The 24172-nt window shown below is 57.6% G+C and carries 23 protein-coding genes; 9 read left to right on the top strand and 14 right to left on the bottom strand.

All coding sequences use genetic code 11. From position 1 onward, the window contains the following. Positions 1-41: 41 nt before the first annotated feature. Positions 42-656: a DUF2062 domain-containing protein gene (locus tag MGMAQ_RS19295; RefSeq protein ID WP_148560847.1), complete on the bottom strand. Its 615-nt coding sequence runs from the start codon at positions 654-656 to the stop codon at positions 42-44. A gap of 82 nt (positions 657-738) precedes the next feature. Beyond that, on the bottom strand, positions 739-1935 hold the full coding sequence (locus tag MGMAQ_RS04615; RefSeq protein WP_052716119.1) for an adenylate/guanylate cyclase domain-containing protein: 1197 nt from the start codon (positions 1933-1935) through the stop codon (positions 739-741). An 86-nt stretch (positions 1936-2021) separates the two neighbouring features. Here MGMAQ_RS04615 and MGMAQ_RS04610 point away from each other — a divergent pair, with 86 nt between their 5' ends. Then, a complete protein-coding gene (locus MGMAQ_RS04610) occupies positions 2022-3248 on the top strand; it encodes an MFS transporter (RefSeq protein WP_046020620.1) in 1227 nt (408 codons plus the stop codon). On the opposite strand, the gene MGMAQ_RS04605 is transcribed toward MGMAQ_RS04610, so the two are convergent. Beyond that, positions 3234-4202: a hypothetical protein gene (locus MGMAQ_RS04605; RefSeq protein ID WP_148560846.1), complete on the bottom strand. Its 969-nt coding sequence runs from the start codon at positions 4200-4202 to the stop codon at positions 3234-3236. The genes MGMAQ_RS04610 and MGMAQ_RS04605 overlap by 15 nt on opposite strands. 224 nt (positions 4203-4426) lie before the next feature. On the opposite strand from MGMAQ_RS04605, the gene MGMAQ_RS04600 reads away from it, so the two are divergent. From MGMAQ_RS04600 to MGMAQ_RS04590, 3 genes are read left to right on the top strand one after another with little or no spacing between them, the layout of a single operon-like run. After that, positions 4427-6727, top strand: coding sequence for an RND family transporter (locus tag MGMAQ_RS04600; RefSeq protein ID WP_046022953.1), 2301 nt, complete (start codon positions 4427-4429; stop codon positions 6725-6727). A 2-nt stretch (positions 6728-6729) separates the two neighbouring features. Then, a complete protein-coding gene (locus MGMAQ_RS04595) occupies positions 6730-7524 on the top strand; it encodes an outer membrane lipoprotein-sorting protein (protein ID WP_198409159.1) in 795 nt (264 codons plus the stop codon). Positions 7525-7541: 17 nt separating this feature from the next. Continuing rightward, positions 7542-8807 (top strand): hypothetical protein, encoded by a 1266-nt coding sequence (locus MGMAQ_RS04590; protein WP_046020618.1) that lies wholly within the window; start codon positions 7542-7544, stop codon positions 8805-8807. Positions 8808-9119: 312 nt separating this feature from the next. On the opposite strand, the gene MGMAQ_RS04585 is transcribed toward MGMAQ_RS04590, so the two are convergent. The 9 genes from MGMAQ_RS04585 to MGMAQ_RS04545 form a co-directional block, all read right to left on the bottom strand. After that, positions 9120-10046 carry an EDSAP-1 family PEP-CTERM protein gene (locus MGMAQ_RS04585; RefSeq protein ID WP_046020617.1) on the bottom strand — a complete coding sequence of 309 codons (927 nt, stop codon included), beginning with the start codon at positions 10044-10046 and terminating at the stop codon, positions 9120-9122. Positions 10047-10448: 402 nt separating this feature from the next. Next, positions 10449-11375 (bottom strand): EDSAP-1 family PEP-CTERM protein, encoded by a 927-nt coding sequence (locus MGMAQ_RS04580; RefSeq protein WP_046020616.1) that lies wholly within the window; start codon positions 11373-11375, stop codon positions 10449-10451. A gap of 354 nt (positions 11376-11729) precedes the next feature. Continuing rightward, complete coding sequence (locus MGMAQ_RS04575) at positions 11730-12944, bottom strand: pyridoxal-dependent decarboxylase, exosortase A system-associated (protein WP_046020615.1); 1215 nt, start codon at positions 12942-12944, stop codon at positions 11730-11732. Then, positions 12944-14533: an acyl-CoA ligase (AMP-forming), exosortase A system-associated gene (locus tag MGMAQ_RS04570; protein ID WP_046020614.1), complete on the bottom strand. Its 1590-nt coding sequence runs from the start codon at positions 14531-14533 to the stop codon at positions 12944-12946. The genes MGMAQ_RS04575 and MGMAQ_RS04570 overlap by 1 nt, the downstream gene beginning before the upstream one ends. 12 nt (positions 14534-14545) lie before the next feature. Beyond that, positions 14546-15058 carry a C-type lectin domain-containing protein gene (locus MGMAQ_RS04565; protein WP_046020613.1) on the bottom strand — a complete coding sequence of 171 codons (513 nt, stop codon included), beginning with the start codon at positions 15056-15058 and terminating at the stop codon, positions 14546-14548. Positions 15059-15198: 140 nt separating this feature from the next. Beyond that, complete coding sequence (locus tag MGMAQ_RS04560) at positions 15199-16137, bottom strand: sulfotransferase (RefSeq protein ID WP_158498775.1); 939 nt, start codon at positions 16135-16137, stop codon at positions 15199-15201. Positions 16138-16404: 267 nt separating this feature from the next. Continuing rightward, positions 16405-16749, bottom strand: a complete 345-nt coding sequence (locus MGMAQ_RS04555) for a hypothetical protein (protein WP_046020611.1) — start codon at positions 16747-16749, stop codon at positions 16405-16407. A 32-nt stretch (positions 16750-16781) separates the two neighbouring features. Continuing rightward, the gene (locus MGMAQ_RS04550; protein WP_052716115.1) at positions 16782-18083 is read right to left on the bottom strand and encodes a cytochrome P450; all 1302 of its coding nucleotides are present in this window, start codon (positions 18081-18083) and stop codon (positions 16782-16784) included. Then, complete coding sequence (locus tag MGMAQ_RS04545) at positions 18043-18693, bottom strand: acyl-homoserine-lactone synthase (RefSeq protein ID WP_052716114.1); 651 nt, start codon at positions 18691-18693, stop codon at positions 18043-18045. The genes MGMAQ_RS04550 and MGMAQ_RS04545 overlap by 41 nt, the downstream gene beginning before the upstream one ends. An 89-nt stretch (positions 18694-18782) precedes the next feature. Here MGMAQ_RS04545 and MGMAQ_RS04540 point away from each other — a divergent pair, with 89 nt between their 5' ends. The 4 genes from MGMAQ_RS04540 to MGMAQ_RS04530 all read left to right on the top strand — a co-directional run bounded on the left by MGMAQ_RS04540 (position 18783) and on the right by MGMAQ_RS04530 (position 22362). After that, positions 18783-19559 carry a LuxR family transcriptional regulator gene (locus MGMAQ_RS04540; protein ID WP_046020609.1) on the top strand — a complete coding sequence of 259 codons (777 nt, stop codon included), beginning with the start codon at positions 18783-18785 and terminating at the stop codon, positions 19557-19559. A 127-nt stretch (positions 19560-19686) separates the two neighbouring features. Further along, the gene (locus MGMAQ_RS20960) at positions 19687-19848 is read left to right on the top strand and encodes a hypothetical protein (RefSeq protein WP_158498773.1); all 162 of its coding nucleotides are present in this window, start codon (positions 19687-19689) and stop codon (positions 19846-19848) included. 39 nt (positions 19849-19887) lie between these two features. Continuing rightward, positions 19888-21225, top strand: coding sequence for a putative O-glycosylation ligase, exosortase A system-associated (locus MGMAQ_RS04535; protein WP_082085266.1), 1338 nt, complete (start codon positions 19888-19890; stop codon positions 21223-21225). Positions 21226-21276: 51 nt separating this feature from the next. After that, on the top strand, positions 21277-22362 hold the full coding sequence (locus tag MGMAQ_RS04530) for an acyltransferase family protein (protein WP_046020607.1): 1086 nt from the start codon (positions 21277-21279) through the stop codon (positions 22360-22362). Here MGMAQ_RS04530 and MGMAQ_RS04525 read toward each other — a convergent pair. Next, positions 22341-23075: an NRDE family protein gene (locus MGMAQ_RS04525; RefSeq protein WP_046020606.1), complete on the bottom strand. Its 735-nt coding sequence runs from the start codon at positions 23073-23075 to the stop codon at positions 22341-22343. The two genes, MGMAQ_RS04530 and MGMAQ_RS04525, sit on opposite strands and share 22 nt — an antisense overlap. A gap of 88 nt (positions 23076-23163) precedes the next feature. Here MGMAQ_RS04525 and MGMAQ_RS04520 point away from each other — a divergent pair, with 88 nt between their 5' ends. Beyond that, entirely contained in the window at positions 23164-23520 is a 357-nt protein-coding gene (locus MGMAQ_RS04520) for a DUF1476 domain-containing protein (protein ID WP_046020605.1), read from the top strand. A gap of 11 nt (positions 23521-23531) precedes the next feature. Here the strand turns inward: MGMAQ_RS04520 and MGMAQ_RS04515 are convergent, their stop codons facing one another. Then, the gene (locus MGMAQ_RS04515) at positions 23532-24167 is read right to left on the bottom strand and encodes a cyclase family protein (protein ID WP_046020604.1); all 636 of its coding nucleotides are present in this window, start codon (positions 24165-24167) and stop codon (positions 23532-23534) included. Positions 24168-24172 lie beyond the last annotated feature (5 nt).

Below are 24172 nucleotides of genomic sequence, written 5' to 3'. Positions count from 1 at the left end.
GGTCGCGCCATTGTTCCTTTGCCGCCGCACGAATGCAAGGATCATGCGCCTTTTCCGGTCTCTTCGGAGGCCTCCGGCGGGGTCTCCAGTGGGGCTGTTTCCTTGAACCGGCGCAGCCGGGCCGATTGCCGGGCGCGTAGATACTTGATTGACCAGACATATCCCAGCCAGGCGGTGCCAATGGCCCAGGGAATCGAGCCGACAAACATGGCCAGCCCTTGTTCCTTGGCGGCCAATGTGATCAGCGCCCAGACCATGTCAAGCATGTCCATGTCCATCTTTACCGCGCCGTTAAATACGTCAACGAACCCCTGATAGCCGGAAAGGTCGTCCCAGCGACCGAGCATGAATTGCCCGGTCACATAGAAGCCGTAATAGATGGGCAGCATGGTAAAAACGTTGGTCACCCAGACCCAGGCCAATGCCACCACCAAGGAAAAATCGGTCTTGGGGTGCCATCGTAACAGAGCCCAAAAGGCAAAAATCGCCACCAATTGAATGCCCACGGTCGGGGTGAAGGCAACGGCCAATCCGATGGCCGCGGCCCGGGCGGTGTATTCCGGCGGATGCGGGCTGCGCTGCAGGGGCACGACCAAGCGAAACCGGGCCAGCCGATGCATGCGTTCGAGCAGGGTTCTTTGCGGGCGACGACTCAACGTTAAGAGACTCCGGGAAAACCGATCCTATTTCTTTAAGATCGCGGTGACGGCCTGTAAACCGTCATGATGCGTTGCGGGATCATTGGCCATCGCGGAGACCGAACGCTTCCACGTCACGGGTCACCCCGCGTAGCCGATAATGGCCCAAGGAAACCAGCCGATCAGGGACCATTTTGGCCAAACGGTCGGAAACCACCACCCGCCGTCCCACGGTCTTGGTAAGGCTTTCCAGCCGTGCCGCCTCGTTGGCTGCCGGGCCGATGACCGAGAATTCGAGCCGTTCAGGTATGCCGATATTGCCGAAAAGCACCGGCCCCATATGCAACCCGATGCCGATTCCCAAGGGTTCGAGCCCCTCGCTCGCGCGTGCTTCGTTGAGGGCGTCTAGGCGCCGCTCGGCTTCGCAGGCCGCGTCCAAAGCCTTGTGAGCCAAAACCGTATCGTTCTCGCCGGACAGGGGAAACACTCCCATGACCGCATCGCCGATAAAGCGCAAAATCTCTCCGCCGTGATCTCGCAAAGCCCCGGCGGTGCATTCGAAATAGTGGTTGAGAATTTCCAGAAACGCCGGTCCCGACAAGGATTCGGCCATGGGTGTGGAGCCCCGCAGATCGGAAAACCAGATGACCGCATTGATGTCCTCGCCGTCGCCGCGCTGAATGGTTCCGTCCAGTACCTTGCGTGCCACCAGCGGGCCCAAATAGGCCTCCACCACGTTGGCGGCGCGCAGTTCGCGGTTGGCCAGCTTGGCGACCAGGGCCAAACGTCCCTGGATCCGCTCCAAGGTAGCCAGGTGATCTTCGGCAAATCCCTCTGGTACGTCGGTCATCCAGGAGACATAGATGCCATCCCGCTTGGCCAAGGCCTCTTCTCTCGGGCCAAAGGGGGTCATGAATGCAATGAAATCTTGGTAGCCATCCGCCGCCATCTGGTCGAAAAACTTTAGGTCCGGTTCCTTGTCGGTGCCATCCAGGCGCCGACGCAGCCTGTCGGATCCGGCGGCCATCATGTAGCGAACTGGACTGTCGAGGAACGGGCCTTCCTGCATGGAGCCATGCAAATGCTCCTGGCGCTCGACGCCCCCGCCGTGGGTCCAGACAGAGGTCACCCCCTCCAGCAACGGATGCAGGGTCGAAGCGCCAAAGACCGCGCGACGAATAGGCAGTCCCGCGACCACCAGCCGCTCACAAAGACCTTCGACCATGAGCATGGGATCCATGCCTTCGAGGCCACGGGCCATGACCCAGTCTACCGCCTGTGAAATCCGGTCTTGCACGGGCCCCTCCGAGGATGATCGCTTGCCAGAAACAGCAATCCGCCATTTAATCATGCCGATCCGCCGTTCCCAAGCCCCGAGGCGCCATGACTGTCTTCAAAGTCTTTTTTCCCTTTGCCTGCGGGTATTTTCTGTCCTATCTGTATCGGACGGTCAATAACGTGATTGCGCCGGACCTGATCCGTGAACTGGACCTGACGGCCTCGGATTTGGGCTTGCTGACCAGTACGTACTTTTTGACCTTTGCCTTATTTCAATTGCCGCTGGGTGTCTTGCTCGATCGATTTGGAGCGCGGCGCACGGAAGCTTTGCTGCTGTTATTTGCCGCCGCCGGTGCGGCCCTGTTTGCCCTATCCGAAAGCCTGACGGGCTTATTGATCGGACGAAGCCTGATCGGGTTTGGAGTTTCCGCCTGCCTGATGGCCGCCTTCACCGCCTTTGTCGCCTGGTTCCCGCCGGAAAAACTACCGCAGATCAATGGGTTCCAGATGGCTGCCGGTAGTCTTGGTGCCTTGGCCGCCACCCAGCCGGTGGAATGGGCCTTGCAGATCACCGACTGGCGGGGATTGTTCTGGGGCGTGGCCTTGGCGACGGTGGTCGTTGCGGGACTGATTTGGACCGTGGTGCCGGAAAAGCCGCAAAAGGCCAAAGCCCATGATCCCGGCGAGGCACTGCGCGGCGTGGCGGAAGTCTTCACCTCACCGCTGTTCTGGCGCGTCGCACCGTTTTCCTTTCTGGTCCAGGCCTCGTTCATCGCCATCCAAAGCCTGTGGTCGGGCCCCTGGCTGCGGGACGTGGCCGGGTTTGAAAGGCAAGAGGTCGGCCCGGCGCTGCTGCTCATCGCGTTGGCCATGATGGTGGGCTACATGGGATCGGGGACCCTGGCCACAAAACTGGCCCGGCGCGGTCTAGCGCCCATGACCGTGGCAGTGACGGGCATGACCATCGGCATCGGCATCCAGATAGGACTGGCGCTGCAGTGGACGGAGGCCGCCTTGCCCCTATGGATTGCCTTCGGGCTGGTCGGCGCCGCCAATATCCTGCCCTATGCCGCCCTGTCCCAGGCCTTTCCCGACCGCCTGGCGGGACGAGTCAATACAGGTCTGAATTTATTGGTGTTCGTTGCCGCCTTCATTGGCCAATGGGGCATCGGAGCGGTCATCGACCTGTGGCCGCAACCGGGACCGGACAGCTATGCCCCCGAAGGCTATCAGGCCGCCTTTCTGGTGCTGGTGGGGCTTCAGGTCCTGGGCCTGATCTGGTTTCTGATCCGCCGGGACGTGCCGATCCGCCCGCTCTCACAAGGTGAATAGCTGAGTTGCCGGGGCCTCGCCTTCCCAACCCTGCACCTGCAACGATCCGCTGCCGGGATTGGCCATCACCGTCAAGCGGGTCGCGGCGTTGAGAACCGGCGGCTTGACCCATGAAAAATCGCCGGGGAGGGTTTCCAGATCGGCCAGCATCTGTCGGTACCGCCCTGGGCTATCCCAACCGCGTTGGTGATCCTCCCGATCGAAGACCAGCCAATCATTGGCCACCACCGCTGGGAAGTCGCGCACTCCGGCTTCCGTCTGCGTTCGTTCGATGACGCAGCCCTGCCCCGCTTCCGCACCAACCAAGGTGTAGAACACAGGAATACAGAGTTCCGTGTCGCGCAACGCTTCCAAGGCCTGATCATAGGTCGCGCAGGTCTCGCAGACCTGCCGCAATAAGTGGCTCGGTGGCATAGCCTTACTGCCGCGCCAAGACAGCCGGTTGAGAATCCAGTCCAGCGGCTTCAATCCGCTGCGCCGGGTCATGGGCGGTTGATTGATGGCAACGGCAAAGCGCCCCGGCGCCATGGCGGTCAGCACCCCCACGAATCCGGGCCAGGTGACATTGAAAAAGTCACCCGCCGGTCCGTGTTGACGAACCACCATCACGGAACGCCCCAGGTGCTCGTACTCCCAATCCAGGCTACGCACCAGGCGTGGGGTTTCCGCCGCCGGGTCGGGCGCTGCCGCGCTGGTACAGGTCCATTCGAAACTCAGGTTGAGCAAATAGGCGCCGGGCCCGTCGATAACCTTGGAAATCGCTTCTATTTCAGCCAAATAGGGGTTACCGGAGCGATGCAACCAAGCCCTCGACCATCGATCCCCGAGCCGCAAAGCCAGCCCACCATAGTCATTTCGGGCGGTGGTCAGAAGATCTTCCAGCCGCCTTCGCTCTGTCAGGGCCAACGCGGCCAAGCCACCGGGCTCCGGTTCATGGTAAGGCATATGATGCATGGGCGTCTCCCCGGCAATTGATTCGGCCCATTTTATCATTTCCGTCGGCCGCTTTTCCACCACCAGGACGGTTCAAGGAAACCTTTGAACCCACGGTGACAATTGCAGAAATGCCGTGACCCGGGACCTGTTCTTGAGTACTCTTGCCGATGGGCGGACGGTTTTGCCCGGGTGCGATTCTGCGCCTTGATTTTGGGGCGTATGAAAATTTCGGGGAGGTTCCGTTGAGCAATCAGGGAACAGGCGACGGGCACGAAAGTGCTTGGGGCGAATTTGTCGTCGGCAAACGATGGATCATTATTGTTTTCAGTATTCTGCTGGCCTTTGGGCTGGCGTCGGGAATGCGGTTCCTGACATTGGATACCGACAGCCGCGTCTATTTGGCGCCCGACAATCCGGATCGGGTCGCCCTGGAGACTCTGGAAGCCACCTATACCAAGGACAACAGCCTGCTGGTGGTGCTGGCGCCCAAGAATGGCGATATTTACACCAAAGAGACCTTGGGCGTGGTCAAGGAGATCACCGAGGCCGGTTGGCAAACACCGTTCTCCCGGCGGGTCGACTCGCTGACCAACTTCCAATATTCCCGCGCCGATGGCGACGAATTGATCATCGAGGATTTCGTTCTCGATCCGGAAAGCATGACCGACGAAGACCTGAGCAAGCTGCGCGAGGTGGCGGTCACCCGCAAGCCCCTGTACGGCAAAGTGGTATCTGAAAAAGGCGATGTCACGGCGATCAATATCACGGTGCTCAATCCGGGCGAAAGCCAATCGGAAATCCCCGAAATCGTCACCTATGTCCGAGCCATGGTGTCCGAGATCGGCAAGCAGCACCCGGAGATCGATTTCTATCTGACCGGCGGCGTGATGATCGATATGACCTTCGCCGAGGCCTCGCAGGAAGATACCAAGACCCTGATCCCGGCCATGCTGATCGCCATCATGCTGATCGTCGGCTTTACCCTGCGCACCTTCTGGGGCGTGGTCAGCACCTTGTTCGTGATCATCCTGTCCATCATTTCCACCATGGGCTTGGCCGGTTGGACCGGGTTCGTGATCAATTCCTCCACCGCCGCCGCGCCGGTGATCATCATGACCCTGGCCGTGGCCGACAGCGTCCATTTGCTGGCCAGCCACTATTTCTATTTGCGCAACGGCAAGGACAAACACGGGGCGGTCAAAGAATCCATCCGTGTCAACATGGGCCCGGTATTCGTCACCAGCCTGACCACGGCGGTTGGCTTCCTGACCTTGAACTTCAGCGAATCTCCGCCATTGCAGGAATTAGGCACCATCGTCGCCAGCGGCGTGACCTTTGCCTTCTTCTATTCCGTGTTCTTCCTGCCTTCCATGATGTCCATGCTGCCCGGTCGCGCCAAGGAAAGCGCCAATCCCAATGCGCTGATGGATGGGATCTCCGATTTCGTCGTCGCCAAGCGCAAGATTTTGCTGCCGGTCATCGGTTTGGTATCCGTGGTGTTGGCTCTGGGCAGCTTCAAGATTGTTTTGGATGACGATTTCATCCGCTACTTCGACCACCGCTATCAGTTCCGCGTTGATGCGGACTTTACCCAGGACAACCTGACCGGCCTGCATGCGCTGGAATTCTCCCTGCCCTCGGGCGAGGAAGGCGGCATCACCAATCCTGAGTACCTGGCCAAGGTGGACGCCTTCGCCGAATGGTTCCGTCAGCAAGACAAGGTGGTCCATGTCTCGGCCCTGACCGATACCATCAAGCGGTTGCACGAGAACGTCAATGCCGATGACCCGCAGTACTACCGCATTCCCGATACCAGCGAGGCGGCGGCCCAATTCCTCATGCTCTACGAGCTTTCGGTGCCTTATGGCCTGGATCTCAACAGTCAGATGGATATCGGCAAGTCCTCGTCGCGCTTCACAGCCACGGTGGTCAATACCACCGCCGACGATATCTTGGCCCTGGTGGACAAGAGCGAAGGCTGGTTGAAGCAGAATGCGCCGGAGATGTACTCCAAGGCCACCGGCATGTCGGTCGCCGTGTCCCACATTTCGGGGAACAATATCGAGTCCATGCTCGGCGGCACCATTGGTGCCTTGGTGATCATCTCGTTCATTCTCTATTTCGTGCTGCGCAACGCCAAGATCGCGGTCATTAGTCTGGCGCCGAACCTGATGCCCGCGGCCATTGCCTTTGGGATCTGGGGATTCCTGTTCACCGAGGTCAACCTGGCCATCGCCGTGGTGGTCGCCATGACCCTGGGAATCGTGGTTGATGACACGGTGCATATGCTGTCCAAATACCTGCGCGCCCGCCGCGAATATGGCCATGAGCCCGAGGAAGCGGTGCGCTATGCCATTCGCACCGTGGGTACGGCCATGGGGGTGACCACCTTTGCTCTGGTGGTCGGTTTTGGTATCCTTGCCACGTCCGGTTTCGCCGTGAACGGTGACATGGGGCTTTTGAGCGCCATCACCATCGGCGTCGCTCTGATAACCGATATGCTCTTCCTGCCGCCGCTTTTGATGTTGTTCGAGAGGAAATGAAGATGATGCTCCGATCCCTTGCCATTGCTGCTGTTGCACTGACCCTGCCTTTGGCGGCCCAGGCCGAAACCCCCGAGGAAAAGGGGCTGCGCATCGCCACCGAAGCCAAGGCCGCCGATGCGGGCTTTGGCGACTATGATGCCAACGGTGAGATGACCCTGCGCAATAAAAGCGGCAAAGAAAGCATCCGCGGATTTTCCTCCAAAACACTGGAACAACCCGGCGATGGCGACAAAAGCCTGATGGTGTTCAAACGTCCGCGCGACATCAAGGGCACCGCTCTGCTGACCCACGCCCATAAAGCCAAGAACGATGACCAGTGGCTCTATCTTCCGGCCATGAAGCGGGTCAAACGGATCAGTTCGTCCAACCGCTCCGGCTCTTTTGTCGGCTCGGAATTCTCCTACGAGGATCTGTCGAGCCCGGAAGTGGAAAAGTACACCTACAAATATCTGAAGGAAGAGCCCTGCCCCACCGATGCCGCGCTGACCTGCCATGTCTCGGAGCGTTACCCGACGGACAAGACCTCAGGCTATAAGAAGAACATTCTGTGGCTTGAGACCAAGACCTACCGGGTGGTGAAGATCGACTACTTTGATCGCAAGGACGCCTTCCTCAAGACCCTGACCCAGACCGAATACAACGTCTATAAAGACAAGCACTGGCGCCCGCATCTGATGGAAATGGTCAATCACCAGACCGGCAAGAGCACCACCATGAAATGGAGCGACTTCAAGTTCGGTGTCGGTCTGTCGGAAGGGAACTTCCAACCTAATCGCCTGAAATCGGTGCGTTAAGCGAAGGAACCCAAGCCATGTCCGCCCGTACGATTTCCGTTTCCATGATTGCTCTGATGGCCGCCATGTCGGCCATGCCCGCCGGGGCCCAGGAAGCTCCAGAGGCCGCCCCGGAGGCCCCGGAGGTCGAGGAAAGCACGGGAACTCATGAGTTCGGCGGACATGTGGGTTTTGAGACCCGAGTCTTCTTTTCCAGCCCAACATTCAGCCCGCAAGCAAATGGTCGGGTTCAACCCTCCTTGATGCTGCAACCGGAGTACCGCTACGAATGGAATGACGGGCTCGACCGAATCACGGTGATCCCTTATGGCCGCATTGATTCCGTTGATCGTCAGCGGACCCACTTCGATATTCGGGAGCTCAACTGGCAGCGCCTGGGCGATGACTGGGACATGCGAATTGGCCTTGCCAAGGTGTTTTGGGGGGTGACTGAGTCCCGGCATCTGGTGGACATCATCAACCAAAGCGACACCGTGGAAAACCCCAACGGCGAAGACAAGCTGGGCCAGCCCATGCTGAACGTCAATTTCCTACGCGACTGGGGCAATGTGGGCCTGTTCGTCATGCCTGGCTTCCGGGAACGGACCTATCCCGGATGGAGCGGTCGCCTGCGCGATCAAATGCCAACCGATATCGACAATCCAACCTATGAATCAAGCATGCGTAGCCGCCACGTGGATTTTGCGGCGCGCTATTCCCATTTCATCGGCGATTGGGATTTCGGCCTGTCCTATTTCCACGGCACCGGCCGCGAGCCACGGCTGCCCATCAGTTTGCAGAATGGGCGCCTAATCCGCACTCCCACCTATGACATTATCGACCAAGCGGGCATTGATATTCAATCGACCCAGGATGCCTGGTTGTTGAAGTTCGAGGCCATCTCCCGTTGGGGCAACGGCGATCCGCAGTTCTTCGCCGCCGTGCCCGGTGTCGAGTACACCATCTATGATTTGGCTGAGAGCGGTGCCGACCTTGGGCTGCTGGCGGAATACCTCTACGACGACCGCAATGCCAACGCACCTGTCACCTCGGCCGATAGCGATGTGTTTATGGCTCTGCGGCTGACGATGAATGATTCCGACGATACCGACTTCCTGATCGGCTCAACGGTGGATCGCCATACCGGCGCCCTGGCCATTGGCGTTGAAGCCAGTACACGCCTTTCCGAGGAATGGACGGCGGAACTGGAAGGCAGCATTATCGCCAATATGCCCTTTGACGATCCGCTGACCGGCCTGCGCCAGGACGATTACCTTCAACTGCGTCTGCTGCGGTATTTTTAAAGGCTATAGCAGGCTGCTGAACAAGTGTTGTCCGACGGCCCGCCTCGCCCTTCGTCCCTCGACAAGCTCGGGATGAGGAAGCTCAGGGTGAGGCTAACATGTTGAGAGTTCAAAGGCCCTCATGCTGAGCTTGTCGAAGCATGTGTCGCCATACGCTCGAAATCGGACTTTTTCAGCAGCCTGTTAGCGCGTATGAGGTCCAATCGGACCCGTTGAACACGCGCACCCCAATCGGAATTGATCACGACAAAGAGAAAGGCCGGATGCTTATGCACCCGGCCTTTTGAACTGTTTGCCTAGGAAGAAGGGCTATTAGGCGGCCTTCTTCTTCATGCGACGGCTGGCAGCGCCCAGACCGATCAGGCCAATACCCATCAGGGCCAGGGAGGCAGGCTCCGGAACGGCCGTGGCGTTGGTGTTAACCTGGTGGATAACGGTCAGGGAGTACAGGTGACCCTGGACCAGATCCAGATCGCTGGTGATGTCGTAGTGGGTCATCGGCAGGCTGTAGCTCACGTCCGGGTCGGTGAAGGCCGTGGCGACCACCGGCAACACGCCGCCGGTACCGACGTTCAGTTCGTCCGGAGCGACGTCCAGGATGGTCTGACCCGTGGTGAAGTCAACCAGGGTCACGGCGAAGGTCGAGGTCACGCGGGCCAATTCGGCCGGACGGGCCCGGTCGCCGGTGATGTCGGCCACCATATCCAGGGCCGCGTCAAACGACAGGGTCAGGTTGCCGGCAGTTGCCGCCGTGAAGATGATCTGCGAGGTATTGCCGGTGTCGCCGTTGGCGGAACCGGAAATCGCCGGAATGTGCGCGCCCATGGAGGTTTCGCTGACGATGGAGCTGGTCACGCCAGGCGTACCGCCCGCATCCAGAAGCGAGCCATAAAACAGGGTGTCGGCGCGGCTGAAGGTCGGGCCATTGGCCGCCTGAGAGAAGGTGTTCTCGGCGATGCCGCCACAGTTGCCGACACAAGCCATGGTGCCGTCACCCGTGCTGGCGCTGGAGCCCGGGATGCTGGCACCGGCTTCTTCGGTGTTGTTCAGGCTGAGCGGGATCACGTCGCCAAGCGACAGTTGACGGGAAGTTTCGCCAGTCGGGTTCAGGTTCAACACGGCGTTGCTGATGGTAAAGGAACCATAAGCCAGGGCTTCGGCCTTGGCGTCGGTGGTGGCCATGGTCAGGGCGAAAGCACCGGCGACGGTAGCCATCAAAGTTTTTTGCATCTTGGTCATTTTAAATCTCCAAATCACGTTTTGTCGGTTTTAGCCGGCGTTCGTGAAGTCATCCTTCGCCGGTAATTCTTACTCGGACCCTACTATGCACCAACCGTGCCAGTTTTTATTTCTCATTCATTTTCAACGATGTAACAATTCCCCAACCCCTCACACCTCCCAAAACCCAACCAAAATGGAAAGGATTCCGACACCTGTCCGCTTCGTTTGGCAGCGGTCTTTGACAAGAGAGGGGGATCGAGGCGATTGGACTCAATCAATATTGAGTCAACTCTATGATATAACGACACATTTTCAAGAGACCCGCGACAAGGAAGGCAGGTGTCAAGAATCACGACAAAGAGAAAGGCCGGATGCTCATGCACCCGGCCTTTTGAACTGTTTGCCTAGGAAGAAGGGCTATTAGGCGGCCTTCTTCTTCATGCGACGGCTGGCAGCGCCCAGACCGATCAGGCCAATACCCATCAGGGCCAGGGAGGCAGGCTCCGGAACGGCCGTGGCGTTGGTGTTAACCTGGTGGATAACGGTCAGGGAGTACAGGTGACCCTGGACCAGATCCAGATCGCTGGTGATGTCGTAGTGGGTCATCGGCAGGCTGTAGCTCACGTCCGGGTCGGTGAAGGCCGTGGCGACCACCGGCAACACGCCGCCGGTACCGACGTTCAGTTCGTCCGGAGCGACGTCCAGGATGGTCTGACCCGTGGTGAAGTCAACCAGGGTCACGGCGAAGGTCGAGGTCACGCGGGCCAATTCGGCCGGACGGGCCCGGTCGCCGGTGATGTCGGCCACCATATCCAGGGCCGCGTCAAACGACAGGGTCAGGTTGCCGGCAGTTGCCGCCGTGAAGATGATCTGCGAGGTATTGCCGGTGTCGCCGTTGGCGGAACCGGAAATCGCCGGAATGTGCGCGCCCATGGAGGTTTCGCTGACGATGGAGCTGGTCACGCCAGGCGTACCGCCCGCATCCAGAAGCGAGCCATAAAACAGGGTGTCGGCGCGGCTGAAGGTCGGGCCATTGGCCGCCTGAGAGAAGGTGTTCTCGGCGATGCCGCCACAGTTGCCGACACAAGCCATGGTGCCGTCACCCGTGCTGGCGCTGGAGCCCGGGATGCTGGCACCGGCTTCTTCGGTGTTGTTCAGGCTGAGCGGGATCACGTCGCCAAGCGACAGTTGACGGGAAGTTTCGCCAGTCGGGTTCAGGTTCAACACGGCGTTGCTGATGGTAAAGGAACCATAAGCCAGGGCTTCGGCCTTGGCGTCGGTGGTGGCCATGGTCAGGGCGAAAGCACCGGCGATGGTAGCCATCAAAGTTTTTTGCATCTTGGTCATTTTAAATCTCCAAATCACGTTTTGTCGGTTTTAGCCGGCGTTCGTGAAGTCATCCTTCGCCGGTAATTCTTACTCGGACCCTACTATGCACCAACCGTGCCAGTTTTTATTTCTCATTCTTTTTCAACGATGTAACAATTTTCCAGCCCCTCCTACCTCCCAGAACCCAACCAAAATGGAAAGGATTCCGACACCTTGGCGAGCGGATTCATGGGCGGGAAATGGCGACCTGGCAAACGACTCACCCTCACCATAAAAAATAACGCAATATCAACTGGTTAAGAAGGTACAGCAGGATACGTGGGGTGACAAGATTCTCGACACCCCCCCCCTCGAGGGGTGGAGATAGGCCGATTATACCAGGTATTCCGCAGGCGCCGCGTGCCCAAGAAAGGCGCTCGGGCTTGCGGTCGGACCATAGGCGCCCGATTGAAAGACAACGATCAAATCGCCCACTTCGGCCCGCGGCAGATCCACTCCATCGGCCAGAATATCCAGAGGAGTGCACAGGCAGCCGACAACGGTCACCGTTTCCGTGGCAGCCTCGGCCATCCGGTTGCCTACGGCCACCGGATAATTACGGCGAAGAATCTGTCCGAAGTTCCCCGAGGCGGCCAGGTGATGATGGAGACCGCCGTCGGTGACCAGAAAGGTTTTTCCCCTTGATTGCTTGCGATCCACCACCCGGGTCACGTAAAGGCCGGCCTCGCCGACCAGATAGCGCCCCAGTTCCACCACGATCCGAGCCGCCGGGTGGGCGGCGCTTATTTTTTTGACAAGCGGCGCCATGCCTGCACCCACGGCAGCCAAATCCAACGGCTCATCTCCCGGAAAATATGGGATGCCAAATCCCCCGCCCAAGTTCAGTAACTGGATGGGGCTCGGCGCCTGCTCGGCCAATGATAGGGCCAGATCCACAACCTTGCCCTGGGCCTCGGTCACCAGATCAGCCCGCAGATTTTGGGATCCGGTAAATATGTGGAAACCTTGGAAATCCAAATCCAAGTCCGCCAAGCGCCGCAAAAGACCAGGCACTTGGTCCGCATCAACCCCAAACGGCTTGGCGCCACCGCCCATGCGCATGCCTGAGCCCTTGAGTTCGAAATCGGGATTGACCCTGATTGCTACCCGGGGTCGACAGCCTGTTTGCTCGCCCTGAAGGACCAACCGCTCCAACTCACCGGCCGATTCCAGATTGACCGTTACCCCAGCTTCCAGGGCCTGTCGCAATTCCATGTCCGTCTTGCCAGGTCCGGCGAAACTGATGTTGTCGACCGGCATGGGGGCTTGAAGGACCGTTTTCAGTTCCCCTGCGGAGGCGATATCAAAACCGTCAACTCGCTCCGCCATGAATTTCACCACATCCGGCATGGGATTGGCCTTGATGGCATAGGACAGGTGAACCGCATCAGGCAGATGCTTTCTCAACAATGACACCCGTTTGTCGATCAGATCCCGACTATATATATAAAGAGGCGAACCGCCATTCTGTTCGACGTACTGGAAAAGCGGCACGCCACCGACGGAAATTTGACCATCGACAACGGGGAAATTGCGCGCGGCGTTCATCAGGGACCCTCCCCCCCGCTATTCGTAAATAGCTCACGATGCGTCGTCACCAATGCCTGCCGATCAAATTTGCCATTGGCATTGCGCGGCAATTCTTCAACGAACAGAACCTTGTGCGGCACCATGAACCCTGGCAACGCCGCCCGGCAGATGTTCAAGACGCGCCCCGGGTCCTTGATACCGTCTTCCGGCGAGGTTGCCACAACCAGAATTCCTTGTCCCAAATTCGGATGGGGGAGCCCGAGCGCAACCGCTTCGCCAATGGCGCCGGAAGCATAGAGAACCTCTTCCAGTTCCGCAGGACTAACCCGGTATCCAGAAGTTTTGATCATGTCATCCCGACGCCCGACAAAGTACAGAAAACCGTCCTCGTCCCTTCGCACCCAGTCGCCCGACCAAACAGCCGTCTCTTGCAACGGCAGCTCCGGTTGATGGCTTGGAGCAGGACGGAACCGCTCGGCGGTTCTATCGGGATCATTCCAGTATCCCATGGCCACGAAAGCGCCCCGATGCACCAGTTCCCCGGTTTCCTCGGGATCGCACAGGCTGCCATCGGGTCGCACCACCAAAACCTCCGCATTGGGAACCGCCTTGCCAATGGAATCCGGCCGACGATCCACTTCCTCGGGCGGGAGATAGGTGGACCGGAAGGCTTCGGTCAGGCCGTACATCAAATAGGGGCGGCTCTCAGGCAAGGCCGAACGCAAATGATCCAAGGTGGCGCGCGGCATGGCGCCACCGGTATTGGCGAAGTATCGCATACGCCGCCGGGCGTCCTCCGGCCATTCCAAACGCGCCAACGGTATCCACAAGGGAGGGATTCCGGTCAATCCGGTAATGCCCTCCTTTGCCACTGCCTTCACCACATCCGTGGCCAGGAGATAGTTGTGCAATACCACCCGGGCACCAACGGCGAAGGCAGTGGTTAGCTGGCTCAATCCGGCATCGAAGCTGAGCGGCAGCACCGCCAAGATGCGGTCATGTTCATTATTTTCCAGATAGTCCGCCACCGAATGAGCACCGGCCAGCAGATTTCGATGGGACAGCACCACCCCCTTTGGACGTCCGGTCGAACCGGAAGTATATAGAATGGCGGCCATATCCAGATCCGTCAGCCGGTGGGCACGGATCGATCCCCGAGCCGACATCATCCGCGACCAGGCAATACAGGAAACCGGCCCTTCGCAGTCTTCATCATCGACCAGGACCACCTCTCGAAGGGACCGACAATCTCCTATGATCTTTTCCAAGGAACGCAGGCGGACCGCTGTGGTGATCAAAACCGTCACCCCGCAGTCGTTCAAAATATGAGCAACCTGCGCCGCCTTCAGGACCGGATTCACCGGCACGAAAACGCCACCGGCATGGGCCACGCCAAAAAGCGAGACGACGGTTTCCTCGCGTTTGTCCAGGTAGATCGCGACGCGGTCTCCCCGCCTCAATCCCAATTCCACTAGGCCACCCGAAGCGGCTTCGACGGCGGTGGCGAGATCTTTGTAGCTTAAGTGCTTTTTCCCCGAGACAAGGGCTATGGAATCCGGTCGCCGGGTCGCCGCATCCATGATGAGGTCGGAAAGCCGGGTCTGCATGGATCGTCCCAATTACTCAGCGCCCGTGGGAAACTCAATGAGATAGTGGCTGAAGGGCTGTTCATGTCCGGCCGCTCGCCAATAGGCATCGTCGTTCTTGCTCCCTTTGAGAAAAACCCCTTTTTCACGGTAGTTTTTCGGTTCGTAGTAGACCGGCATGAAAACACGACTGGAACGCGGATCGTCCAAGCAGGTTGTTTTTTTGCTGCGATACCACGGACTCTGCCAATGTTGGAAATCAGCCCCCTTGACCTTTGAGCCATCCACCCATTGGAGCGATTTAAACGTGCACCAGTAGCGCAGGCCAATCCATGTGGGAGACTTGATGGCCAGATTCTTCATCACGAAATCATGGGTCTCCCGGGTCCGGATGATGGCCAGACGTCCGTGAACATCCTTGTGGGTGCGCGCCGCCGCCGCGACATCCAAGGTATCCCAGAACTTCTGCTGCACATCGGCTTTGACCAGGGCAAAGTAGGACTTGGACTCGGGGTTATAGATCGGCCCCTTCACAATATCGGCCATGGCCGGGAAAGAGCGCCCAACAAGGCAGGCTAAAAGGCAGAACCAAACCGACCAATGCCCGCTGAGGCGTGTTGTTTTATTCCCTGTCATTGAGCGACCTCACCATCCATCTCAACGAGTCCGGAAATTCTGCCCACGCGCTACGACTTTTGCCACGCCGACAAATCCCGACCAATCAGTTTGGCCAAACGCTCCACGCCAGGCTGCATTTCAATGGTCAACTGAGCACGGAATGCCTGATCCATCGGGGTCCGTTCCTGAAAACGGGTATTTTTGCGAATGATCCACTGCTTCAACTTTTTTCTTACCGGCAAGGGCATCACCATGCGGCTCGCCGAGGTCACCCAATCGGGCGTATCCTTGATAAAATTCATCAAGGCCCGGCTGCGAATTTTCTTGTTGGGGTTTACCACAGGAAATGCCGGTTCGAATGATGGGTCCACTTCCAGGAACGCCAATGTCTTGCGATAGACAGATGAGGTATCGTTTTTGAAATCATCGAACAGCGTGACCATCACCTGCTCACGACCGAAAAGGTCAAAGTACCTTTGGATCTGGTCCGCGAAATTGGTCATCTCCCGATAATCGAGAATTTTCTCGAACCGGCACTTTTCCGGGATCCGTTGGCCTTTGCGCCGATCATCCGTGGCATGATAGGCCTCTTGGAAATCCTCTATATCCTCATATCCCTCGAACACCTGTTGGGAATGGTGCGAATAAAGGAAATCCACGGGATTGCGTACGTGCACAAGGATCTTGGCCTTTGGATCGAAGTCATGAATTCGTTTCGCTGCTTCCGGGGAAACGAGATAATGAACAGATCCTTCGCCAACCACTTTTTCGTTGCTCGCCTCGGAAAACAACCTCTCATATCTTTCTGACGAAAACAGAAAATTTTGATCCCGGATCACATCCGGCGAAAAATAGTGGGCCTCTTTCGGCCCCATGAAAATATCCGGGTGCTGATGCAAATAACTATCCATGGCGGTGGTGCCACTTTTAGGCGCCCCCACGATGAAAAAATTTGGACGTCGAGTCATATCCGCCTCTGGAGACAATAAAATCAGTATTTGGCGCAAGCTAGCGCGCATACTAGATCATATCCGCCCTTCAACGGAACCCGTAAATCACGCCGTCTGAAGGAAGTTTCTTGGCCCCCCCTGGGAAACACCGGGGCACGGCGGAAGAACCGATCCCGAGTCTCCTTTGACCTCAAACCTTCGAAAGACCGCCTAGCGCGTGTCGGGTCCAATCGGACCCGCTAGACACGCGCGCCCTTATTGGAATCGATCACGTTTTTCGTGTTTGATCGAATCCGATCAAACACGACGTGATCTAGCCCCTGCTCAGGAGACCTCCATGAATCCGTCCATGGTCAGGATGGCGGCTCTCATCAGTACCCCGGCATCGCGACTGAGAATATCCACATCACCGATGGGGTAGTGGTAGTAGTCGATGAGATCATCCAAGTCCAACCGCTTGCCATGCGGTTGGAAGGGGATCACCACGCGAGGGTCTTCGTCCATGTCGGCCAGCACCCGGATGGCCGCCCGAACGAAAACAGCCGCATCAGGCTTGCGCAGATCCAGATCCGGGAGCCGTACCGCCAGAAAGTCGATAAGGCCGTTGGTGTCGGGCAAATTGACATCGGCGAACGACACCATGAAGCTTTCGACATTCGAGGAATCCATGGTCATCTCCTTTTTGCTTTCAAGCTTCGTTGTTAGGCCGCGTGGGTGGAAATCAGCGGCTCGGCCCGGTGTGCTCGGGGCTTGACCGTCACTTCCATGCGCGGCGGCACCAAGGTCAGAGACGGCTTGGGCAACGGTGCCGGGTTGGGGGTGACGCCGGTGAACTCGAAGGCCGAAGCGAATTCGAGAGCCATCAATTGCAGTTCCACCATGGCCAGTTGCCCCCCGACACAAACCCGCGGTCCGGCTCCGAAGGGGACGAAGGCGCGATTGGCATAGGAGCGATCAAGACGGAATTCCTCCGGGTCGTCCCAGAACTTGGGATCCCGTCCGAAGGCCCAGGGACAAATGATCAGGGACGTGCCCGCCTTGACCGGCATGCCGCCCAGTTCCACATCGGCCATGGTCTCGCGCGACATCCAATAGCTGCTGGGAAACAGCCGCAGGACCTCGTTGGCGAAGGCCCGGCTGACCGGCGCATCGCGATAGAGCTTCTCGGGAATGATCTCGCCGGTCTCGTCGCCGATGTCGGCGGCTTCCTTGGCCAGATTCTCCACCAAGTCCGGATAGAGGGCCATGTAGTAGAAAATCCAGGCCGCCGCTGAACCGGTGGTGTGGTGTCCGGCCAGGATGATCAACAAGATCTCGTCCCGCAGACCTTCGTCGTCCAGGTTCAATTCCAACAGACCTTGCAGGATCGAGGCATCGGAGGCCTTCTGCCGGGCCCGTTCCACCACCTGCATCATGATCTCTCGGCCCTGGCGCAGTTTTTCCTTCTTGCGCTTGGCGACCCAGGGAAGGTCGGGGAACACACGGAAGATCTTTTCCGCCACGTCGTCTTCGACCAGTTTGATGGTATTGACCAGGGCGGCCTCATCGCCGCGACTGAGGGCCTCGCGACCGAACAACACGTCACAGATCACCCGCAAGGCCAGCGGTGCACCAATGCCATGGGCATCGAACGATCCCTGTTGCGCCGCCATCATGGTATAGCGACGCACGATGGCGGAGATCTCGGGCACATAGGTCGTTGTCATGCCCTTGGCCAGACGAGCATGGATAGCGGCCCGGCGCTCCTTGTGCTCGTCGCCGTTCAAGGTCAGCGAGCTGCGCCCCAGAACCTCGCGCATCTTGTATATCAACCGACCCTTGTCGATTTCGCTTTCCGGCGCGTTGAAAACCGGTTTGACCAGGTCCGGGTCGGCCACCAGATAGATGGGGTGCGGACCGACATGAAGTTTTTCCAATGGCGCGGTGGCGTTCTTACACTTGTCGAGGAAGAAGCCGAGGGTGTCACGCCGAAATGCGGGCAGGTCCGAAAACATTCGAAGCATCTGAAATCTCCACGTTATGCAGGGAACGCATGATTCGCTCGAAGCGCACGCCTGACTGGGATGAAATGGGAATCTCGCCGGCCAGGCTCTCGATGGGCTTGCCGGAGGTGGTATGGCCGATGATCAGCGGCGGTCCGTAGCGGAGCGTCTCGATGCCGATCTGCGACAGGAAACGCTCATAAGAAGGCTCGGCCGTCGCCACCAAGGAGGTGACGCCCAGCTTCGCCGCGAAATGGAACATCAAGGCATAATTCAGGAAGGCCAGCCGCTCGGAGCGCCCTTTGCTGAGCACGCCGAATCGGCTGATCTCCCAAATATCGGCTCGACGCGGATAGGGGCGCTCACCCGCCAGCTGGGGAAACGCCCAGGCGGACAGGTAGGGGCGATCGGTCCGATTGGCTCGAAAGGTCCCGACGATCTCATCCCCGTCGAATAACGCGCAATAGATGGTGTAGAGAGTATCGAAGGCATCGTGTTCGCTATGGGCGGAATGCTCCAGATCCCACTCATAAACGTCCACGAAGATATGCTTTCTGAACTTGAATATCTCTTTGGCAATTATTGGTTCGTCATTCAAATGACAAAACACGGCTGAATAATTTTTATCCATTGTCGACCAACTCCATTGGGTTGTATCGACACCATGAGATATGTTTATGTGTTGTCGGCGTACCCGCAAAAATACGGGGTTCTTAGGGAATGAACCTAAGCAAATACATTGCTGAAATTGAAGACTGCGAGGGTGTTCTATCCCTCCGCGATACCATGCATCGCATTGCAGGTAATTTTGGCTTTTGCGGCATCAATTTCCTGGATGCCGGGCAGCCCGGAATCGACGAACCGTTCACGGTCGGGTCGATTCCCCCTGCTTGGGATCGCGAATACCGGATGAACAACTTCATCCATGACGATCCCATGTTACCCATCGTGCGTCGAAGCAACGTCGCCTTCCTCTGGTCTCAGGTGGACCTGCCCGAGGGGGGGCGCAAACGCAAGCTGGGCTCTTTAAAGCTCATGGAAGCGTCCCAGGACCATGGCTTCAAGGACGGGTTGGTTGTCCCTTTTCATTACGTGGACCACATGGGGCGGCATCAAATCGCTTCATGCGTTTATTTCTGGTCTGACAAGTTAGCAAAATTGCGCTTCATGGTCAAACACAAGAAACACGACCTGCATGTTCTGAGCATCTACTTTGCCCAGAAGATGAGCGACCTGGCTGCCAAAGAGATGAAAACCCGATCAAAATTCATGGATCAAGATGGCAACCCGTTGCTTAAGGTCCACCTGACGGATCGGGAACGCGACACCCTTTCTTGGGCGGCGCGGGGCAAAACAGCCGATGAGACCGGCGACATCCTCAATCTCAGCACCCGCACGGTGAACGAACATTTGGACAATGCCAAACGCAAGCTGGGCGCTAACAACAAGACCCACGCGGCAACCATTGCCATGCATATGGGGTTAATCGACCTGTAGGCAAGATGACATAGGCCAATGGCGGTAGGCTGGCATCCGGGCGCCCGGAGGAATTCGGGTTTACCCCCAAATGGATTTCATCTAGCATCCAACCTCTTGTGCGACTTAATCAAATACAGGGGTCACCGTGGAATCCTTGGTCTTTATTGCGGCATTGGGTGCTTTTGCAGTGGTCGTGATCTGGGCACACATGAATGATCCAAGCGATTCCGACGAGGAACCCACGGGGCTATTTGCCTATCACGAGGTCCTTCCGGACAAGAAGAAGAAATCGGAAAATAAAAACTAAAGACACCTCCTACAGATCGATCACTATCTGGTGCGTTAAATGCGCGACTTAGTTGTAGCCCCCCTATTCGCACTATGCGTTTTCCTCGTCTTTAAAAGACCGTACCTAGGAATTGTCATATGGGGATGGTCATCTCTTATGGTGATCAATAAATATGTTTATGGATTCTCGTCATCTATTCGATTTACTTTATTTATTTCATTAATAACAATACTAACAAGCTTCACGTCAAAAGATAAGCTGAATTTTAAGCTGGACACGGTCGGCATATTATACATTGTGCTATTAATTCATGGCTCTATGTCTGTTTTATTCAGCCCATCCGATTCATCCAATCTTGTGAGTGAATATACGAAATTCGCAAAAACCATCGTCTTTATTCTTTTTGTCTCATTCATCATCAATGATCGGTTCAAGATTCATGTGTTGCTGATTGCCCAGTGCGTGGCCATGGGCTTTCACTCGGCTCGCGAGGGCCTCAAGTTCCTCCTTTCCGCCGGCCATCACCATATTACCGGCCCCCCGCAATCTTTCATTGCCGATAACAATCAGTTTGCCCTCGCGGTCTTGATTACTCTGCCGCTGGTGGCCTACCTCTATAAATACAGCAAACACAAGTTCACACGGCTGGTGCTGGCAGGAGTCCTTTTCACAGGCATTCTCGCCGTCCTGGGCACGTTCTCCCGTGGCGGCCTATTGGGGATGATGGCTGTCGGAGGCATGTTCTTCCTTAGGTCGAAGAAAAAGCTGTTGACCATTGCGATCATCGTGCCGCTTGCGGCCTTTTCCACCACGCTCTTGTCGGACAAGTGGTTTGATCGCATGGAAACGCTGCAAGAGGCGGATCAGGATAGCTCCTTTATGGGACGTGTGATCGCCTGGCGAGTCAGCAGCCTGATCGCCTCGGAAAACCCCATCTTCGGCGGGGGATTCCATGCTGTTCAGGACTACAAAATTTGGATCGATATCGCCAACAGCTATCAATCCGCTTTTGACGCTCTCGGTCGTCATCCGGATCCCCACAAGGCCCATGCGGCGCATAGTATCTATTTCCAGGTCTTGGGGGACCTGGGCTATTTGGGTCTGATCTTGTACCTGGTCATCCTGGCATTTAGCTGGTTCAGTTGCACCGGCATCATACGATCCTCCAGGAATATCGATGAATTGAAATGGGCCGGAGACCTAGCGGCATCCATACAAATCGGGTTGGCCGCGTTCATGGTCTCGGGCGCGGCTCTGAGCATGGCCTATTTCGAGCTCGCCCACTGCCTGATGGTGCTGGTCATGGTTTTAAAACGAATTGTTAATAATCGCTTGGGAGAGATCAATCCCTTGTACCGGAGACCAGGCAGCCCGTCGGCACGCGCAAACGCTTAGCACACTTCAGATTCAACCGCACAACATCCATCAATAGCGGACGGCTTTTTCATGGGACATGAAACCAAGAACCATATTGATTTGAATGTCCTAAAGGGAGCTCTGATATTCATTGTCATACTTGATCACAATGAATATGTGCGGAATCATTTCGAATATATCTTCAGACCCTTGAACTATCACGTTCTGGGCTTTTTGTTTCTGCCATTTCTTGCCAACTCGACAAGAACCGACTGGCCATTTTACCGGGACCGGCTCATTCGCTATCTGATTCCGTTCGCCGCGTTCTATACCGCGGCCTCGGCGATCAACCTGTTGATTTTGTCCGGTGGACCCGATGGCTCTTCGATCGTGGAAACTTATCTCCTGGGCGGCATTACCGGGTCGGCGGCCAATGTAAAGGCTTCCTCGGGGTTTTATGCCTTCTGGTTCCTGCCCGCCTTGTGCGGCACTATTCTGGTTCTGAGCCTGTATCGTGCCTTGCCCAAGGGGATTCGCCCCCTTGTCTTTGCGATCTTTATCGGCCTGCATCTCTTTGTCGGTCTTTTGCCTAATGAGATTTCTCGCATGATCCCATTGGGCCTGCCCATTGTAGCCTATCTCTTCGTATTGGGATCTATGGCTCGTTTTCTGATCGATCAGTTACCCCCCCGGCATTTCGGGTTGGCCCGCTGGGCGTCTCTCGGACTGTTTGTTCTGTCCTATGCGATTTGCGTGTCGCTCAACAGCCACACGGAGGTGGGTACCCTGTCCGTGGGTAGCATCCTTGACCCGGAGTTTCTGCTGCATGATCTGTTGGGATTGAGCGGTTTCTTCACTTTCTATCTATTCTCCGGCATTCTCGCGAAGGTGCCTCTTGTGGAACAATTGGGTCGCCTCTCGTTGATCGTCTATTTGGCTCACCCGCTCCTGATCAAGGCCCTGGACATGGCCCTATTGAGCCGCCTCTCCGTTGGCGAGGCGGGGAGCCTTCTCCATATTGCGGTGGCTGTGGGGAGTGTCGCCTTTACGGTAGCGACATCCTTTGTGGTGGCTCTGGTCATTCAGAAATCCAACTGGCTCCATGACCTGATCACCCCGCGCGATTGGGCTTCGTGGCTACCGGTGCAATGGACTCAACCGGCAACCGGCCGATAATCCGCTTCCCCGGGACGCCCGCCACAGAACAGCCACACCGGCTTTTTGTCGCTGGGTGGCAGCGGCAGGGCCATCAACGAGGACGACGACGTCCCGAATCCCGTATCGGTGACCACACACAGGCCGTCTCGGGGGGTCTCGCCGTCCCGACTGGCCATGAGCGCCTGCCAGACGAACCAATCGCCTTCGGGCTCGGGCACCGGCGCCGACCGGAATCGCGGCAGATGCAACCGCTGCCGCCCCGATGCCGCCGTATCGTTGAGATCATGGGCGGTCAACATGGAAAAGCCGTCGGGAATGGCCGCCACGTCGATCTTGTGGCCGTCGCTTTTCATCCAATAAGCCGAAAAGGCATCCGCCAGCACCATATTGAAGGGGCGATAGGCCGTCGGCGACAGATGCCGAAGGGCCTCGGCGGCTTCGGTGGCCGCGCCATGGGACAAGGCCTCCATCGGCAATTCGCCGCGGCTGCGGAAACCCTCCTTGGGTCCCAAAGTGCCGACCCGGTTGAGCACCCCGGCAATCACCCCATCATCATTGAGGCCCAGCCAGGTTCCGCCCGCTTTTTCATCAAGCCCGGCCCGCACATGGGGGTGGTCATCCCAATGACGCTCGGGGGGGCGCCAGGGCCGCCCCGCCATCTCGTCACGGTTGGAAGCCAGCATCAACGGCCAGGCATGGCCGGGGCGGCGAAGGATGATCACACTGCACATGCACCGAAGGTGTCATCAAGCGCCCCCTGGCGTCAATGGGCACGAGCGACTATATCGAACAGAGACCCGGGAAAAAACAGGAGCACCCATGACCGAGATTTTCGACGAGCGGGAAAGCGGCTTCGAGGCCAAGTTCAAGATGGACCAGGAGACCCGTTTCAAGGCCCAGGCCCGGCGCAACAAAAAGTTCGGCCTATGGGTTGCCGAGATCCTCGGTCTATCCGGCAGCAAGGCGGAAGACTACGCGATAAGAGTCATCGAAGCCGATTTCAAGGAACCGGGTGATCAGGACCTGATGGCCGTGGTCATGGCCGACCTGACCGCCAAAAACATCGAGGCCGACGAGAAAAAGCTATACCAAAAACTCGACTATTTCTTTGCCGTCGCCATGAATGAACTGGGGCATGAATACCCGGTGCCTTTGGACGTGGATCATCATTTGTAGAGGAAGCCTCTTCACCCCTCCAGCACCGCCCGCACGAACGCCCCGTCCGACCCGGCGATCTTCATGGGCAGGCAGATCAGCTTGTAGGGCCCCGGTTCGACGCCGCGCAGGTCAAGCCCTTCCACGGCGATCACCCCGGCGCCAAGCAGTTTGTGGTGGGTCACGTGGCCGGGCTCCTTGTAGCGCTCGATGGACAGGTAATCGATGCCCACCAGCTTGATTCCCCGTGCCACCACCCAATCAGCGGCCTCGGGGGTCAGGGCCACGTAGTCCGCATGAAACTCGGTACCCGGCCGCGACCACAAAGCCGAATTGCGGCTTTTGATCAGCAGGCGGGTGCAGTCGGCGGGCAAATCCATGGCTTCCAGATGACTCACGTCCACCCGGTCAGCATCGCCCACGTCGGCGACCACCGCCGGACCGATCAGGGTTTCCAGGGCCAGGGTTTCCACCCCGCCCGCCCCGTCGATGAAATGCAGCGGTGCATCCAGGTGCGTGCCCAAATGCACCCCGGCGGCAAAGCGGGACACATTGCACACATGCCCTTCGGCAATGGATCGCATACGCGTCACTTCGGGGGTCGGATCGCCGGGCCAAACCGGCATGTGGGGATGGATGGTCAAGGTGATGTCCATGTACTGAGGCATGAATT

This window comes from Magnetospira sp. QH-2 (assembly GCF_000968135.1).
GTDB lineage: Bacteria > Pseudomonadota > Alphaproteobacteria > Rhodospirillales > Magnetospiraceae > Magnetospira.
This window is presented reverse-complemented; position numbering and strand designations above follow the sequence as displayed.

Bases quoted from the DNA above. Each gene is read 5' to 3' on its own strand.
- MGMAQ_RS04610 (WP_046020620.1), top strand. From the start codon at position 2,022: ATGACTGTCTTCAAAGTCTTTTTTCCCTTTGCCTGCGGGTATTTTCTG.
- MGMAQ_RS04605 (WP_148560846.1), bottom strand. From the start codon at position 4,202: ATGCATCATATGCCTTACCATGAACCGGAGCCCGGTGGCTTGGCCGCG.
- MGMAQ_RS04595 (WP_198409159.1), top strand. From the start codon at position 6,730: ATGATGCTCCGATCCCTTGCCATTGCTGCTGTTGCACTGACCCTGCCT.
- MGMAQ_RS04590 (WP_046020618.1), top strand. From the start codon at position 7,542: ATGTCCGCCCGTACGATTTCCGTTTCCATGATTGCTCTGATGGCCGCC.
- MGMAQ_RS04585 (WP_046020617.1), bottom strand. From the start codon at position 10,046: ATGACCAAGATGCAAAAAACTTTGATGGCTACCGTCGCCGGTGCTTTC.
- MGMAQ_RS04580 (WP_046020616.1), bottom strand. From the start codon at position 11,375: ATGACCAAGATGCAAAAAACTTTGATGGCTACCATCGCCGGTGCTTTC.
- MGMAQ_RS04575 (WP_046020615.1), bottom strand. From the start codon at position 12,944: ATGAACGCCGCGCGCAATTTCCCCGTTGTCGATGGTCAAATTTCCGTC.
- MGMAQ_RS04570 (WP_046020614.1), bottom strand. From the start codon at position 14,533: ATGCAGACCCGGCTTTCCGACCTCATCATGGATGCGGCGACCCGGCGA.
- MGMAQ_RS04565 (WP_046020613.1), bottom strand. From the start codon at position 15,058: ATGGCCGATATTGTGAAGGGGCCGATCTATAACCCCGAGTCCAAGTCC.
- MGMAQ_RS04555 (WP_046020611.1), bottom strand. From the start codon at position 16,749: ATGGATTCCTCGAATGTCGAAAGCTTCATGGTGTCGTTCGCCGATGTC.
- MGMAQ_RS04550 (WP_052716115.1), bottom strand. From the start codon at position 18,083: ATGCTTCGAATGTTTTCGGACCTGCCCGCATTTCGGCGTGACACCCTC.
- MGMAQ_RS04545 (WP_052716114.1), bottom strand. From the start codon at position 18,693: ATGGATAAAAATTATTCAGCCGTGTTTTGTCATTTGAATGACGAACCA.
- MGMAQ_RS04540 (WP_046020609.1), top strand. From the start codon at position 18,783: ATGAACCTAAGCAAATACATTGCTGAAATTGAAGACTGCGAGGGTGTT.
- MGMAQ_RS04535 (WP_082085266.1), top strand. From the start codon at position 19,888: ATGCGCGACTTAGTTGTAGCCCCCCTATTCGCACTATGCGTTTTCCTC.
- MGMAQ_RS04530 (WP_046020607.1), top strand. From the start codon at position 21,277: ATGGGACATGAAACCAAGAACCATATTGATTTGAATGTCCTAAAGGGA.
- MGMAQ_RS04525 (WP_046020606.1), bottom strand. From the start codon at position 23,075: ATGTGCAGTGTGATCATCCTTCGCCGCCCCGGCCATGCCTGGCCGTTG.
- MGMAQ_RS04520 (WP_046020605.1), top strand. From the start codon at position 23,164: ATGACCGAGATTTTCGACGAGCGGGAAAGCGGCTTCGAGGCCAAGTTC.
- MGMAQ_RS04515 (WP_046020604.1), bottom strand. From the start codon at position 24,167: ATGCCTCAGTACATGGACATCACCTTGACCATCCATCCCCACATGCCG.